11 protein-coding genes are annotated in these 14,696 nt (G+C 73.5%); 6 read left to right on the top strand and 5 right to left on the bottom strand.

What is annotated here, in order from left to right; translation table 11 throughout:
* Positions 1–79: 79 nt before the first annotated feature.
* Entirely contained in the window at positions 80–640 is a 561-nt protein-coding gene (locus tag CHF15_RS07720) for an NADPH-dependent FMN reductase (protein ID WP_089222885.1), read from the bottom strand.
* Positions 641–757: 117 nt separating this feature from the next.
* Between CHF15_RS07720 and CHF15_RS07715 the strand changes: the two genes are divergently transcribed.
* On the top strand, positions 758–1,261 hold the full coding sequence (locus CHF15_RS07715) for a MarR family winged helix-turn-helix transcriptional regulator (RefSeq protein WP_089222884.1): 504 nt from the start codon (positions 758–760) through the stop codon (positions 1,259–1,261).
* 475 nt (positions 1,262–1,736) lie between these two features.
* On the opposite strand, the gene CHF15_RS07710 is transcribed toward CHF15_RS07715, so the two are convergent.
* Positions 1,737–4,541: a helix-turn-helix transcriptional regulator gene (locus CHF15_RS07710; RefSeq protein ID WP_089222883.1), complete on the bottom strand. Its 2,805-nt coding sequence runs from the start codon at positions 4,539–4,541 to the stop codon at positions 1,737–1,739.
* A 455-nt stretch (positions 4,542–4,996) separates the two neighbouring features.
* A complete protein-coding gene (locus CHF15_RS07705) occupies positions 4,997–5,845 on the bottom strand; it encodes a helix-turn-helix transcriptional regulator (protein ID WP_179279691.1) in 849 nt (282 codons plus the stop codon).
* A 94-nt stretch (positions 5,846–5,939) separates the two neighbouring features.
* On the opposite strand from CHF15_RS07705, the gene CHF15_RS07700 reads away from it, so the two are divergent.
* From CHF15_RS07700 to CHF15_RS07685, 4 genes are all read left to right on the top strand, one after another.
* Complete coding sequence (locus CHF15_RS07700; protein ID WP_089222882.1) at positions 5,940–7,616, top strand: AMP-binding protein; 1,677 nt, start codon at positions 5,940–5,942, stop codon at positions 7,614–7,616.
* On the top strand, positions 7,613–9,238 hold the full coding sequence (locus CHF15_RS07695; protein ID WP_089222881.1) for an AMP-binding protein: 1,626 nt from the start codon (positions 7,613–7,615) through the stop codon (positions 9,236–9,238). Before CHF15_RS07700 ends, CHF15_RS07695 begins: the two co-directional genes overlap by 4 nt.
* 99 nt (positions 9,239–9,337) lie before the next feature.
* Positions 9,338–9,862, top strand: coding sequence for a hypothetical protein (locus tag CHF15_RS07690; RefSeq protein ID WP_089222880.1), 525 nt, complete (start codon positions 9,338–9,340; stop codon positions 9,860–9,862).
* Positions 9,863–10,088: 226 nt separating this feature from the next.
* Complete coding sequence (locus tag CHF15_RS07685) at positions 10,089–11,186, top strand: RICIN domain-containing protein (RefSeq protein ID WP_107418535.1); 1,098 nt, start codon at positions 10,089–10,091, stop codon at positions 11,184–11,186.
* A gap of 31 nt (positions 11,187–11,217) precedes the next feature.
* Here CHF15_RS07685 and CHF15_RS07680 read toward each other — a convergent pair whose 3' ends face one another.
* The gene (locus CHF15_RS07680; protein WP_143681536.1) at positions 11,218–11,994 is read right to left on the bottom strand and encodes an LppU/SCO3897 family protein; all 777 of its coding nucleotides are present in this window, start codon (positions 11,992–11,994) and stop codon (positions 11,218–11,220) included.
* Positions 11,995–12,229: 235 nt separating this feature from the next.
* Here CHF15_RS07680 and gcl point away from each other — a divergent pair, with 235 nt between their 5' ends.
* Positions 12,230–14,017, top strand: coding sequence for a glyoxylate carboligase (gene gcl / locus CHF15_RS07675; RefSeq protein WP_089222877.1), 1,788 nt, complete (start codon positions 12,230–12,232; stop codon positions 14,015–14,017).
* Positions 14,018–14,131: 114 nt separating this feature from the next.
* Here gcl and CHF15_RS07670 read toward each other — a convergent pair whose 3' ends face one another.
* On the bottom strand, positions 14,132–14,677 hold the full coding sequence (locus CHF15_RS07670) for an EF-hand domain-containing protein (RefSeq protein ID WP_089222876.1): 546 nt from the start codon (positions 14,675–14,677) through the stop codon (positions 14,132–14,134).
* Positions 14,678–14,696 lie beyond the last annotated feature (19 nt).

Raw genomic sequence — 14,696 nt, 5'->3', positions numbered from 1 at the left:
GGGGCCGGGCGGAGGATCACTCCGCCCGGCCCCGGGCGCTGCCCGTCCGCCCGTTCGCCGGGCCGGGACGGCGCGGAGGTCAGCCGCGCAGCGGCGCCAGGGCGCTGCTCCACTCGATGACCTCGTCGATGAGGGTCGACAGGCTCGCGGCCTGGTGCTCGCCCGGGGCGAACTCGCTGAAGTTGACGAAGTCGGTGAAGAGGGAGAGCGCGACCTGGGTGCGCACGTCGGCCATCTTCAGCTCGCCGGCGATCAGGCGCAGGTGCTCGGCGGCACGGGCGCCGCCCACGGAGCCGTAGGACACCACGCCCAGCGCCTTGTGGTTCCACTCGGCGTGCAGGTAGTCGATGGCGTTCTTCAGCACGCCCGAGGTGGAGTGGTTGTACTCCGGGGTGACGAAGATGAAGCCGTCGAAGCTGCCGATCTTGGCGGCCCACTCCTTGGTGTGGGCGTTCTGGTACTGGCCCATGGCCGGCGGGATCGGCTCGTCGAGGTGCGGGAGCGGGTAGTCGGCGAGGTCCACGAGCTCGAAGGTGGCGTCGCCGGTGTGCTTGGCGGCCTGCTCGACGACCCAGTGCGCGACCTTCTCGCCGTTGCGGCCGGGGCGGGTGCTGCCGAGGATGATGCCGATCCTGGTCATGAGGCGTGATTCCCGATCTGTGTGGTGCGGGGTGTGGATTGAAGCTTCAACTTGAAGCTTCAAGTGCACTGTAACAGACCAGCTTGAAGCTTCAAGCGGTCCGATAGCCTGGCGACCATGACGAAGAACACAGCGGATCCGCCCGCGCCCGCCGCCGAGCCACGCTGGCTGCAGGGCGGCGAGCTGACCGCGTGGATGTCGATGGCCCGGGTCATGGCCCGGCTCCTGCCGGCCCTGGAGCGCGAGCTGGAGCGCGACGCGGATCTGAACTGGATGGAGTACCACGTCCTCGCGATGCTCTCCGAGCAGGAGCGGCACACCATCAGGATGAGCGTGCTCGCGGACCGCGCGAGCTCGTCCCTGTCGCGGCTGTCGCACGTGGTGCGGCGTCTGGAGCACCAGGGCTTCGTCCGCCGCGAGCCGGACCCCGGGGACGGCCGCTACACGCTGGCGATCCTCACGCCCGAGGGGTACGAGAAGCTGGTGGCCTCCGCGCCCGCGCACGTCGAGGCCGTGCGCCGGATGGTCCTGGATCCGCTGGACCCGGGCGAGCTGGAGGGCCTGGGGCCCGTCTTCGACCGGATCTACGCCGCCGTCGACGCCGCCGAGCGCGGCCGCTGACGTGGAGAGGGGTCGCTGCGGGCGGCTCGTGGCAGCCCGCAGCGACCCCCGGCTCGGCCTGACCTGACGTCAGGAGTCCGACCGGGCCCGCCCCCGGCGGCGCGGGTGCGGACGTTCCGCCGGGAACGAGGGCGGCGGCTCGCCTCGCCCGGGTGAGCCGTGACACGGAGCCCCTCGGGATGCCGGTGGGGGAACGCGCGGGTCGCCGGTGGGGCGGCGCCGCATCCCGCGCGTACGGCACGGACCGGGCCGGCGTCTTCGCCGGTGGCCGAGGACGAGGGGCGTTGGCGCACGTGCACTCGTGGGACGGGTCGGCCTGCTCGCTCTGTGCGGCACCCAGGCTAGGGTCGCGGCCCGGGCACCCCAAGGAGGGAATCCCCTGGCGCGGTCGCGTAGGGAAACCCCTCGGTCACGCCGCGTGCCCGGCCGAGGGCGCACGCGGCGGCCTGCGGCCCGTACGGTCGCGGTGGCCGCCTCAGCCGGCCCGGCGGCCCGCCGCCAGTCGCACGATGTCCACCCGTGAGCGGATGCCCAGCTTGCGGTACACGCGGGTCAGGGTCGCCTCGACCGTCTTCACGCTGACGAACAGCGCCGCGGCGATCTCCCGGTTGGTGGCGCCCTCCAGGACGAGCGCGGCCACCTGCCGCTCCATCGAGGCCAGCCCGTCCAGCTCCGGTGGCGCCGCCGCCGCGGGGGCCGCCGGGGCCTGGCCCGTCTGCTCCAGCCACGGCAGGGCCTTCGACCGCCGGAACAGCCGGCCGGCCTCGTCCAGCGCCGCCCCGGCCGCCCCGCGGTTGCGCCGGTCCGCCTCGACCCGGGCCAGCGCGAGGACGGCGCGGGCCTCGTCCAGCCCGTAGCCGAGGGCCGACATCCGCTGCCGGGCCCCGGTCAGCACCGCCACCGCCCCGTCGGTGTCGCCGCGCGCGGCGAGGAGCATCCCCTCGGCGCGCTCCAGGACGGCCAGGATGCTCTGCCGGCCGAGCCGCAGGGCGTGCCGGCGCGTCTCGTCGATGACCTCCCGCGCCTCACCGAGCGCGCCCGTCAGCACCAGTGCCTCGGCGAGGTCGCCCTGCCAGCGGCCGCGCGCGGGCTCCGTCACGCCCATCTCGCGTTCGAGCGCGCGCACCCGGCGCAGCGCGTCCACCGCGCCCTGCGGGTCGGCGCCGACCAGCCGGGCGTGCCCGAGCGCGTACAGCGCCCGCGTCATGTACGGCATGTCGCTGTCGGCCTCGGCCCGCCGCACCGCGTCCCCGGCCAGCGACAGGGCGCGTTCCACCGTGCCGCCGGCCGCCTCTGCCAGGGAGGCGATCTGCAGCGCGAAGCCCTCGCCGATGCCGATGTCCTCGGCCAGCCGCAGGCTCTCGCGGGCCAGGTCGAGCGCCGTGCCGCAGCGTCCCGAGCGCAGTTCGATCTCGGCGAGGCTGCGTACCGAGTAGACCTCCGTCTCCACCGCGCCGCGCTGCCGCGCCTCGCCGGCCAGCCAGGTCAACGCGGCCCGCGCCTCGTCGAGCTGATCGCTCATCAGCAGATAGCGGGAGCGGATGTAGACCGGGCCGTTGTGGTTCATGGCGACGTCCGGGTCCTGCGGCTCGGCGGAGGCCAGGGCCAGGGTCGCGGCGGCGTCGGGGTGCCCCATGGTCGTCTCGTTGAGGGCCTTGAAGGAGAGCGCCAGCAATTCGGTGCGCCGGTCCCCGGCCTGCGCGGCGAGTGCCGCCGAGCGGGCGGCCTCGGCCCGCGCCTCGTGCATCTGGCCGTCCACCAGGGCCCGCCAGGCGAGCTGGTAGCGCACCAGGCCCTGCAGCCGGGGGTCGTCGCCCGCGTCCGCCAGGGCCTGCGGGAAGACGTCGTCCACCTCGGACAGCGCCTGCCCGGCCGAGTCGATCACCACGCTCCACGCGCGCACCCGGTCCGCCGGGATCGTGGCCCGCGCGAGCACCTCGCGGGCGGTGGCGCGGGCGAGTTCGGGCTCCCCGGCGGTCAGCGCGTCCTCGGCGGCCCGCAGCCGCCGCTCGTCCGCGGTGGGCACCGCGCCCTCGGGGCTGTGCCGGGCGGCCAGCAGGCCGAGTTGGGCGGCCATCGAGGGGGCGCCGCGGGACCGGGCCTCTTCCGCGGCCTCGGCAAGGCTGGCCGCGACCCGCTCGTCCTTGCCGCTCGTCGCCAGCGCCAGGTGCCGGGCCCGTTCGATCGGGTCGACGGCGGCCGCGGCCAGCGCGGCGTGGGCGCTGCGCCGGTCCTCCGGGGTCGCCTCCGCGTACAGCGCCGCGGAGATCAGCGGATGCGCGAAACGCACCGGCCCGCTGCCGTCGTCGGGGTCCATCTCCACCAGGCCGAGGGAGGCGGCCACCCCCGTCTCGCCCTCGGCGTTGGCGCGACCGGCGCTGCGCAGCGTCGCGAGGGTCGGGCGGGCCCCCGCGCTGGCGATCAGCAGCGTGCGGCGGGTCTCCGCGGAGAGCATCTCCAGCCGGTTGAGCACCAGGGCGCGCAGCGAGGTCGGCACCGGCAGCGGCTCCCCGGGGCGCGGCGGGGTGCGGCTCTCCGCGAGGGCACGGCCGAGTTCCAGGGCGAACAGCGGATTGCCGCCGCTGGTGCGGTGGATGTCCCGGACGACCGCGCGCGGCAGACCCGTGTGGCCGCGCCCGTCGAGGAGCTCGGAGACGTCCGGGCGGGACAGCGGCGTCACCCGAAGCGTGAGCACGTCCTGCGGGAAGGCGCGCAGATAGCGGTCGTGCTGGTCCTGCGGATCGGCGTCGGTGCGGACGGCGCCCAGCACCCGCACCGGCAGTTCGGCGACCCGGCGGGCCGCGAAGGCCAGCAGTTCGGCGCTGGCCGGGTCCATCCACTGCAGGTCGTCCACGACGATCAGCACCGGGCCGTCGGCGGCCAGCGCCCGCAGCACCGACAGCACGGCCAGCCGCAGCGCCAGTCCGTCCCGTTGCAGCGAGGACTCCCCGCGGCCGGTGAGCGCCGACTCCAGCGCGGCCCGCTGCGGAGCGGGCAGCCGGTCGGACACCTGGTCGGCGACCAGGCCGAGCAGATCGACCAGGGCGAGGAAGGGGAGGTGCGATTCGGATTCGGTCGCGGAACAGCGCAGCACCGTGGGTTCGCCGTTGCATTCCTCGGCGAGTGTCCGCAATACGGTGGACTTCCCGATTCCGGCCGGTCCGTACAGCAGCAGGCTGCCACCGTGGGCGAGGTGCCCGCGGGCCCGTGCGAGCACATCGGCGCGCCCGATCACCTGGTCGGGCCGGGGTCTGGCCGGCACGTCGAAGACCTGCTCCACGGTCGCCGCTCCCCTCGTGTCGTGTCCGGGACAATGTTATGCAGAGAGCCGTGGAAATCCGCCGTCGTTGGCGTGGCTCTTCGGCTTCCGTCCGGTGCAGGGAAATTCACCGCCGCCGCCGAAATCGATGTCGCGCGAGGGGCGGCAGGCCGGGAAATGCGCGGGGGCAGCGACCTGTTGAACACCGGACCGTTCGTCAGGCCGGCCCCCGTCCCGCGCGTGCCGGTGGACACACCCCGAATGATCGGTCCGATCCCGCCGGCGGTCAAACCCCGAAATCGCCCCGGGCGAGGCGAACGCGGCGGCTTGTCCGCGGTTCCGCTGCTGCCCCGATCACGGTGCTTTGCGGGTGAACGCCGTACCGGTGCGCGGCCGGCGCGGCCGTTTCCGCCGCCGGCATCACCCCGCGGGCGCCGCCGGCGTGCACCGGCCGGCCACCGGTCCGGGTCCGCGTCTCAGGGGAGCAGGCCGGCCCGGCGGGCGGCGACGACCGCCTCGAGACGGGTACGCGCGCCGAGCTTGCGCATGGCCGAGCGCAGATAGCTCTTCACCGTCTCCGGACGCAGTCCCAGCCGGTCGGCGGCAGCGGCGTTGGTGGCCCCCACGGCCACGCACGCCAGGACGTCCAGCTCCCGCGAGGAGACGGCGACCGGCCGCCCGGCGGGGAGGCCGTCGCCGCCCCCGGCGGCCCCGGTCGCCGCGGCGAGCCGGCCGCACACGGCGAGCAGTTCCTGCCGCAGCAGCGGATCGGCGACCCGGCCGGCCAGCGCCCGCAGCTCACCGTGGGCCTCGCGGACCTCCTCCCAGGCCGCCGGGTCCCCGGCGGTCGGCTGGCGGCAGGTCGACAGCAGGCGGTCGGCCTCGTCCCGAACCGCCAGCCGCTGCTCCAGCTCGCGCGCCGCCTCCACCGCGGCGCTCACCGGGCGGTCGCCGAGCGCCAGCGGATGGCGCAGCGCACCGTAGAGCACCCCGCGCACCCGGCGGCGCACGACCACCGGCACGGCCAGCACCGAGCGCAGGCCCTCGGCGGCGACCGCCGCGTCGTACTCGTGGCTGATCACCCGCGAGGTGCTGTAGTCGGTGACGGCCAGCGGCCGGGACAGCGCGATCGTCTTGCCGCCCAGGCCGTTGCCCGCGGTGATGGTGAGCCCCTGCAGGGAGGCGGTGGCCGTGCCGGACAGCTCGGTGATCCGCAGCCGGCGCGGTTCGGGGAGCAGCCCTCCGAAGGCCACCGGCAGACCGCTGGTGCGCCTCATCCGCAGCAGCGCCGCCCGCAGCTCCGCCGCCTCGCCCGGTCCCGTCACGCCCCCGCCGCTTCCTCACCCCCGTTCGGGGGTAGTGAGAGCCTCGTCACTGACAACAGGATGCTACCGAGGGGGCCGGCGACGAGGAGGACACATGACGGCAACCAGCCGGACGGAAGAGTTCCGGGCGGCCCGGGACTTCCTGCTGCGCCACCGCGAGGACTACCGGGCGGCGTACGAGGGCTTCCGCTGGCCGCGTCCCGAGCACTTCAACTGGGCGCTGGACTGGTTCGACGTCATCGCCCGTGACAACGAGCGCCCCGCGCTGCACATCGTCGAGGAGGACGGCAGCGAGTCCGTCGTCTCCTTCGCCGCCATGTCCGAGCGCTCCGCCCGGGTCGCGAACCGGCTCCGCGGCCTCGGGGTGGGCGCCGGCGACCGGATCGTGGTCATGCTCGGCAACCAGACCGAGCTCTGGGAGACCGCCCTGGCCGCCATGAAGCTGCGCGCCGTGGTCATCCCCGCCACCCCGCTGCTCGGTCCCGCCGACCTCAGCGACCGCGTGGAGCGCGGCCGGGCCCGCCATGTGATCGTCCGGGCGGCGGACGCGGCGAAGTTCGAGCAGGTGCCGGGGGAGTACACCAGGATCGCCGTCGGCGGCACGCCCGCGGGCTGGCACGCCTACGAGGACGCGTACGACGCCCCCGCGGACTTCACGCCCGACGGGGACACCCGCGGCGACGACCCGCTGATGCTCTACTTCACCTCGGGCACCACCGCCAAGCCCAAGCTCGTCGAGCACACCCATCTGTCCTACCCGGTGGGCCACCTGGCGACGATGTACTGGATCGGCCTGCGCCCCGGCGACGTCCACCTCAACATCTCCTCGCCCGGCTGGGCCAAGCACGCCTGGTCCAACCTCTTCGCCCCGTGGAACGCCGAGGCGACGGTCTTCATCCATAACTACACGCGCTTCGACGCGGGCCGCCTGATGGCCGAGATGGACCGGGCCGGCGTCACCAGCTTCTGCGCTCCGCCCACCGTCTGGCGGATGCTGATCCAGGCCGACCTCGGTGTGCTGCGCACCCCGCCGCGCGAGGTCGTCGCCGCCGGCGAACCGCTCAACCCCGAGGTCATCGAGCACGTACGGCGCGCCTGGGGGCTGACCATCCGGGACGGCTTCGGCCAGACCGAGACGGCCGTCCAGGTCTCCAACCCGCCCGGGCAGCCGCTCAAGCCGGGCTCCATGGGCCGCCCCAGCCCCGGGTACGCCGTGGAACTCGTCGACCCCGTCACCGGCAAGCCCGGCGACGAGGGGGAGATCTGCCTCGACCTGTCCACCCGCCCGGTCGGCCTGATGACCGGCTACGAGGGCGACCCGGAGCGCACCGCCGAGGCCATGGCCGGCGGCTGGTACCGCACCGGCGACATCGGCTCCCGCGACGCCGAGGGCTACATCACCTACATCGGGCGAGCCGACGACGTCTTCAAGGCCTCCGACTACAAGATCTCCCCCTTCGAGCTGGAGAGCGCCCTGCTGGAGCACGAGTGCGTGGCCGAGGCCGCCGTCGTCCCGGCGCCCGACGCGCTGCGGCTGGCCGTGCCCAAGGCGTACGTCGTCCTCGCCGAGGGCTGGGAGCCGGGACCGGAGACCGCCGCGGCGCTGTTCGCGCACTCGCGGGCCGTGCTCGCCCCGTACAAGCGGGTGCGGCGCATCGAGTTCGCCGAGCTGCCCAAGACCGTGTCCGGCAAGATCCGCCGTATCGAGCTGCGGCAGCGCACCGCCGAAGGGGCCGTCGGCACCGAGTACCGCGAGGAGGACCACCGGTGAGCACCCCCGCGACGCCCGTCGAGCCGTCCTACGCGAGCGGCACCGGCACCACGCCCCTGCTCGGCGACACCATCGGCCGCAACCTGGACCGGGCGGTCGCCGCCTGGCCGCACAGCGACGCGCTGGTCGACGTGCCCAGCGGCCGCCGCTGGACCTACGCGCAGCTCGGCGACGCCGTCGACGACGTGGCGCGCGGCCTGCTCGCCAAGGGCGTCGGCAAGGGCGACCGGGTGGGCATCTGGGCCGTCAACTGCCCCGAGTGGGTGCTCGTCCAGTACGCCACCGCCCGCATCGGCGCGATCATGGTCACCATCAACCCGGCCTACCGCGTCCACGAGCTGGCGTTCGTGCTCGACCAGGCCGGCATCGAGGTGCTGGTCGCCTCCACCGAGTTCAAGTCCAGCGACTACCGCGCCATGGTGGAGCAGGTGCGCGGCGGGTGCCGCTCGCTGACCGAGGTCGTGTACATCGGCGACCCCACGTGGGACGCCCTCGTCGAGGCCGGGTCGAACGTCCCGTACGGGCAGCTCGCCGAGCGCGGGGCGGAGCTGTCCTGCGACGACCCCGTCAACATCCAGTACACCTCGGGCACCACCGGCTTCCCCAAGGGCGCGACCCTCTCCCACCACAACATCCTCAACAACGGCTACTTCGTGGGCGAACTGGTGGGCTACACCGAACAGGACCGGGTCTGCCTGCCGGTGCCCTTCTACCACTGCTTCGGCATGGTCATGGGAAACCTGGGCGCAACCTCGCACGGCGCCTGCATCGTCATCCCCGCGCCCGGCTTCGACCCGGCGGCGACGCTGCGAGCGGTCCAACAGGAGCGCTGCACCTCGCTGTACGGGGTGCCGACGATGTTCATCGCCGAGCTCAACCTGCCGGACTTCGCGGGCTACGACCTCTCCTCGCTGCGCACCGGCATCATGGCGGGCTCGCCCTGCCCGGTCGAGGTGATGAAGCGGGTCGTCGCCGAGATGCACATGGCCGAGGTCTCCATCTGCTACGGCATGACCGAGACCTCGCCGGTCTCCACCCAGACCCGCCGGGACGACGACCTCGAGCGCCGCACCGGAACCGTCGGCCGGGTGCTGCCGCACGTGGAGGTCAAGGTCGTCGGCCCGGACGGCGTGACCGTGCCGCGCGGCACGGCGGGCGAACTGTGCACCCGCGGCTACTCGGTGATGCTGGGCTACTGGGACGAGCCGGAGAGGACCGCGGAGGCGATCGACGCCGGCCGCTGGATGCACACCGGCGACCTGGCGGTGATGCGGGAGGACGGGTATCTGCAGATCGTCGGCCGCATCAAGGACATGATCATCCGCGGTGGGGAGAACGTCTACCCGCGCGAGATCGAGGAGTTCCTCTACGCGCACCCGAAGATCGCGGACGTCCAGGTGGTCGGCGTCCCCGACGAGCGGTACGGCGAGGAGATCCTGGCCTGCGTCGTCCTCAAGGACCCGGCTTCCGCGCTGACGGTGGAGGAACTCGGCGAGTTCTGCCGCGGCCGGCTCGCCCACTACAAGGTCCCGCGCCACCTGCGGCTGATGGACGCCTTCCCGATGACCGTCAGCGGCAAGGTCCGCAAGGTCGAACTGCGGGAGTCCTTCCGCTCCATGTGATGAGGGCGCGCTTGCCGCGGGTGATCGCCCGCGCCACTGCAGCCGCCGCCGCTACCCTGGCAACACACCTGACACGTACGGGAGACGGGGGCGACGGGGATGGGTCACTGGGAGGACGTCCGGCCGGGGGGCGGTGACCAGTCCGCCATTCCGGAATTGGTGTCCGCCGTGGTCGGTGCGGGCGGTGTGGTGCTGCTGAGCTCGTTCATGCAGGCCATGGGGACCAGGCTCGGCGAGATGACCGCCGCGCGCATGGGCGGCCGGGGCTTCTGGCGGCGGCGCGCGGCCACCGAGGAGGAGCAGATGGCGGCCGCGTTCATCGCGGCGGTGAGGAAGCTCGGCTCGGTCCGGCGCGAGGGCGGCGGGGTGCTGCGGCTGGAGGACGAGGCCTCGCGGACCAAGGTGCAGGTGCACCCGTTGCTGCCGGTCGGGGCGGTCGCCCAGTTCCAGCGGCTGGACCTGAGCCACCCGGAGGTCGCCGGACTGGAGATCGCCTGGACCGACACCCTCGGCGGCCACCCGCAGGGCGTCTGGGCCACCACGGGCGGCGCCGGGGGCGCCGGCACCCGCTACCTGTGGAACGACGTCCGCCGCACCTGGGAGCCCCACCGGCGCACGCCCTGAGGGACACCGTCGCCCGCGGGGAACCCGCAGTTCACGCAGCAGACACCGGGCCGTCATGGTGCGCGTCGTCCCGGCCGGGAGCGGTTGCTAGGGTGCGTGCTGCGCCGCCGCGGACACCCCCTTGCGGGGTGACGGTGCGGCGCGGATGCCCCGGGGGACGGATGTGCCCGAGCCCCGGCCCACGCGGCGGGGCGGCTCTCGGCACATCTTGGGTTTGGAAGGATTCATGACGGCTTCTCCCGACGATCCGGCGGCCGGCGAGGCCCCGGAGGCGGGCTCCCCCGCCGGTACGGCGCTGCCCCGGCGGACCCGGAGGACGTCCGCGATCGCCGACGCCTCCGCCACCACCAGCCGGACCCCCACGGAGTGGAACGGCGGCGACGCGCCCACACTGCGGGCCAGGCCGACCGCCGCCGCCCTGCCGGAGCGTCAGGAGGAGGGCGCGGAGCCGGAGTCCACCTACGCGGACGGCTTCGCCGCGGGGCTCGCCTTCGCGTCCCGCCCCGCATCCGAGGCCGACGAGGAGCACGCTCCGCCGGCGGTCGCGGGGACGGCCCCGCAGGCGCCGCCCCCTGCCGCTCCCCCGGCGAAGCGCCGCGGATGGTCCCGCCCGCTGCTGCTGGTCGGCGGGGGCCTGGCGGTCGGCGTGCTCGTCTGCGTGCCGTTCCTCCTGCGGGGTTCGGGCGGGCAGGAGCGCGGCGGAGCCGCCGTCACCCTCGCGGACGAGGACCCGGTGGTCGGGACCCCCGGGACCGGCCCGGCCACGGCGAGCCCGAACGGCGGCCGGTCGCCGTCCCCCGGGGACACTCCCCGCCGGCGGGCGGAGTCCGGGTCCCCGGACGGGCCGACCGCCACCCCGAGCACGACCGGGGGCAAGGCCACCCCCCGCGCAACGGGCGGGGGATCGGCGCAGCAACCCGCCTCCGGGCCCTCGCACTCCGCCGCAGCCTCCGGCATGGCGATCCGGAGCCACGACTCGGGCCGCTGCATCGACGGGAGCCCCCCGTGGGGCAGTCCGCTGCAGCTCTGGGACTGCACCGGCGGCGCGGCGCAGTCCTGGCAGATCAAGGCCGACGGCAGCATCCGCTCCCGGGGCCAGTGCATGGACGTCGCCGGGGGTTCGCGGGACGACGGCGCGGCGGTCCAGCTGGTCGACTGCAACGGCACCGGCGCCCAGCAGTTCCGCCTCAACGCCGCTCACGACCTGGTCAACGTCCAGGCCGACAAGTGCGTCGAGGCGGAGGACTCGCCGGGGGGCAACGGCACCAGGCTGCGGCTGTGGAGCTGCAACGGCCACGACAACCAGAAGTGGAGCCGCGGCTGACCGCCGTTCCGGCGGTCAGCGCGGGCGGCGGTCAGGTGTTGTCGTTCGACGCCAGGCACAACACGTACTTGGTCGAGCCGCGTTCCGCCTGCAACGTGGCCACCGTGCGCGGGTAGGCGGCGCACCCGCCGGTGTCGGTGGTGTTGTCGAAGCGGCCGACGACCTCGAACTGCGCCTCCGCCGAACCGCAGTCGACGACCGTCACGTCCGGGAAGAGGACTTCTCCGTTGCTGTGGACGCAGTCGCCGACCTCGGCGAACTCGGGGTCGTTGTGGAGCACCAACCAGCCTGCACCGATGAGCAGCACGGGTATCAGCAGGCCCAGGGCGGTGGGGCGGAGCAGGATCGGCCGGCCGGGGTCGGCGGGCGTGCCGGGGGCGCCGGGGACCGGCTCGGGCAGGCGGCTGATCCTCCACCGCTGGAACAGGTTGACCAGCAGGGTGAGCGGGTTGAGCAGCATCGAGGCCGGACTCCACCAGCCCTGCACCAGGCTGTCGGACACCATCTTGCGGTGCGTGGCGATGCCGCAGCGCCGGCAGAACGGGGCCCGGACCTTCAGGAAGCGCATCATCACGACCATGCCCTGGTGGCCCCGGACGGTCGCCTGGACCGCCGGCACCGAGCCGCAGAACAGGCAGGAGCGTCCGTAGCCCGGCACCTCCTGCCCGAAGGGCGGCAGCGGCCTCGGCCGCGCGGCCGGGGGCGCCGCCGGTGCCTGCGGCTCCGCCTGCGTCTGCGTGTGCGCGGGCGCCTGCGGCGGGGGAGCGGACGGCTGGGGCTGTGCGGGCGACGGCGTCGGCGTGGTCAAGGAGATCACCTGGGGTCCGTGTGAAGCCGATGTGAAGGGCGAGCGGAACCCTAGTGGGTGGTACCGACATCGATCGAGCGGATTGTCGAACGGCTTTGGCGTCTCCTTCTTGACCCGCGAGCCGGGGGCGCCCTATGTTCGCAGTAGTTCCGCATGACAAAAGAACACTTCCGCAATGTGGAATGCAGCACCGGGCGCGACAACCTGGACCGCAGGACGACGCAGGAGTGACCGAATGCCTCGAATGACCGCCGCCCGAGCGGCAGTGGAGATCCTCAAGCGCGAGGGCGTGGACACCGCGTTCGGCGTGCCCGGCGCCGCGATCAACCCCTTCTACGCCGCCCTCAAGGCCGCCGGCGGCATCCAGCACACGCTGGCCCGGCACGTGGAGGGCGCCTCCCACATGGCCGAGGGCTACACGCGCACCGCCCCCGGCAACATCGGCGTCTGCATCGGCACATCGGGCCCCGCGGGCACCGACATGATCACCGGCCTCTACTCGGCGACCGGCGACTCGATCCCGATCCTGTGCATCACCGGCCAGGCGCCGACCGCGGTGATCCACAAGGAGGACTTCCAGGCCGTGGACATCGCGTCCATCGCCGCGCCCGTGACCAAGGCGGCCACCACCGTCCTGGAGGCGGCCCAGGTCCCCGGGGTCTTCCAGAAGGCGTTCCACCTCATGCGCTCCGGCCGCCCCGGCCCGGTCCTGATCGACCTGCCGGTCGACGTCCAGCTCACCGAGATCGAGTTCGACCCCGACACCTACGAGCCGCTGCCGGTCTGGAAGCCCACCGCCACCCGCCGTCAGATCGAGAAGGCGCTCGCCATGATGGCCGCCGCCGAGCGGCCGATGATCGTCGCGGGCGGCGGGGTGATCAACGCCGACGCGGCCGGTCTGCTGGTGGAGTTCGCCGAACTGACCGGCACGCCGGTGGTGCCGACCCTGATGGGCTGGGGCGCCATCCCGGACGACCACGACCTCAACGCGGGCATGGTCGGCCTGCAGACCTCGCACCGCTACGGCAACGCGACCTTCCTGGAGTCGGACTTCGTCCTCGGCATCGGCAACCGCTGGGCCAACCGCCACACGGGCCGGATCGACGTCTACACCAAGGGCCGCACCTTCGTGCACGTCGACATCGAACCCACCCAGATCGGCAAGATCTTCGCCCCCGACTACGGGATCGCCTCCGACGCCGGCGCCGCGCTGGAGCTGTTCGTCGACGTGGCCCGGGAACTGAAGGCCGCCGGTGAACTGCCGGACCGCTCCGAGTGGGCCGCCTCCGCCCGGGAGCGCAAGGCGACCCTGCACCGCCGTACGCACTTCGACGACATCCCGATGAAGCCGCAGCGCGTGTACGAGGAGATGAACCGCGCCTTCGGCCCCGACACCCGGTACGTCACCACGATCGGCCTCTCCCAGATCGCCGGCGCGCAGATGCTGCACGTCTACCGGCCGCGCCACTGGATCAACTGCGGCCAGGCCGGGCCCCTCGGCTGGACCGTGCCGGCCGCCCTGGGCGTGGCGAAGGCCGACCCGTCGTCTCCGGTGGTGGCCCTGTCGGGCGACTACGACTTCCAGTTCATGATCGAGGAGCTCGCGGTCGGCGCGCAGCACCGGATCCCGTACGTCCACGTACTGGTGAACAACGCCTACCTGGGCCTGATCCGCCAGGCGCAGCGGGCGTTCGACATCGACTTCGAGGTCAACCTGGAGTTCGAGAACGTCAACTCGCCCGAGCTGGGCGCCTACGGCGTCGACCACGTCAAGGTCGCCGAGGGCCTGGGCTGCAAGGCGATCCGGGTCACCGACCCGGACGGGCTCGGGGCCGCCTTCGAGCAGGCGAAGAAGCTCGCGGCCGAGTACCGGGTGCCGGTCGTGGTCGAGGCGATCCTGGAACGGGTCACCAACATCTCCATGAGCGTCACCAACGACATCGGCAACGTCGTGGAGTTCGAGGAGCTGGCCACCGAACCCGGCCACGCGCCCACCGAGATCATCCCGCTCACGGGCTCCTGAGCCCGTTCGACCGCCGTGCCACCGGCCGCCACGTCCTGACCTCCCGGGCGCGGCGGCCGGACTCCACACACACCGTCCCGGGCAGGCTCCCGGAGGGCCCCGGACCGGTCCGCCCTACAGCGGCCCGAAGAGCCAGTTGCCGGGAGCCTCGGGGTCGGTGCCGATGTAGTAGGCACGGATGGCCGCCACCAGTTCGGCGGTGCTCACACAGCCGTCGCCGTCGGTGTCGATGCGGTTGAAGGCGGCGGCGATGTCACTGACGGGGGTGTTGAAGGCCCGCTGCAGGACCTCGAACTCCCCCCGCACGACATGGCCGTCGCCGTCGGTGTCGCACAGATGCGCGACGGCCTCGGCCGCCGGATGGAAGACGGGGTCGAAGGCGGGTCCCTCGATGAAGGCCTTGGTCATCCCGTGGTGGTACTCCGCGGAGGACAGCCGCCCGTCGCGGTCTCTGTCGGCGTACGCCGCCAGCTCCGCCCAGACGGCGTCCAGGCGCACCGCCACCGCCTTGCCCTTGGGCGAGGTGGGCGACATGCCGAAGCCGTGGATCAGCCGCGCGCCGACGTCCTGGAAGTCGGCGCGCTCGGCATATCCGTTGCCGTCCGTGTCCAGACGGCGGAAGGATTTGTCGAGCTTGCGCTTCAGAAGGGCCGTAGACATCGCTGCGTCCTTGACGTAG

Origin of the sequence: Actinacidiphila glaucinigra (assembly GCF_900188405.1) — a bacterium.
Lineage (GTDB): Bacteria > Actinomycetota > Actinomycetes > Streptomycetales > Streptomycetaceae > Actinacidiphila > Actinacidiphila glaucinigra.
Note: the sequence above shows the minus strand (reverse complement) of the source record. Positions and strands in the feature narration are given on the sequence as shown.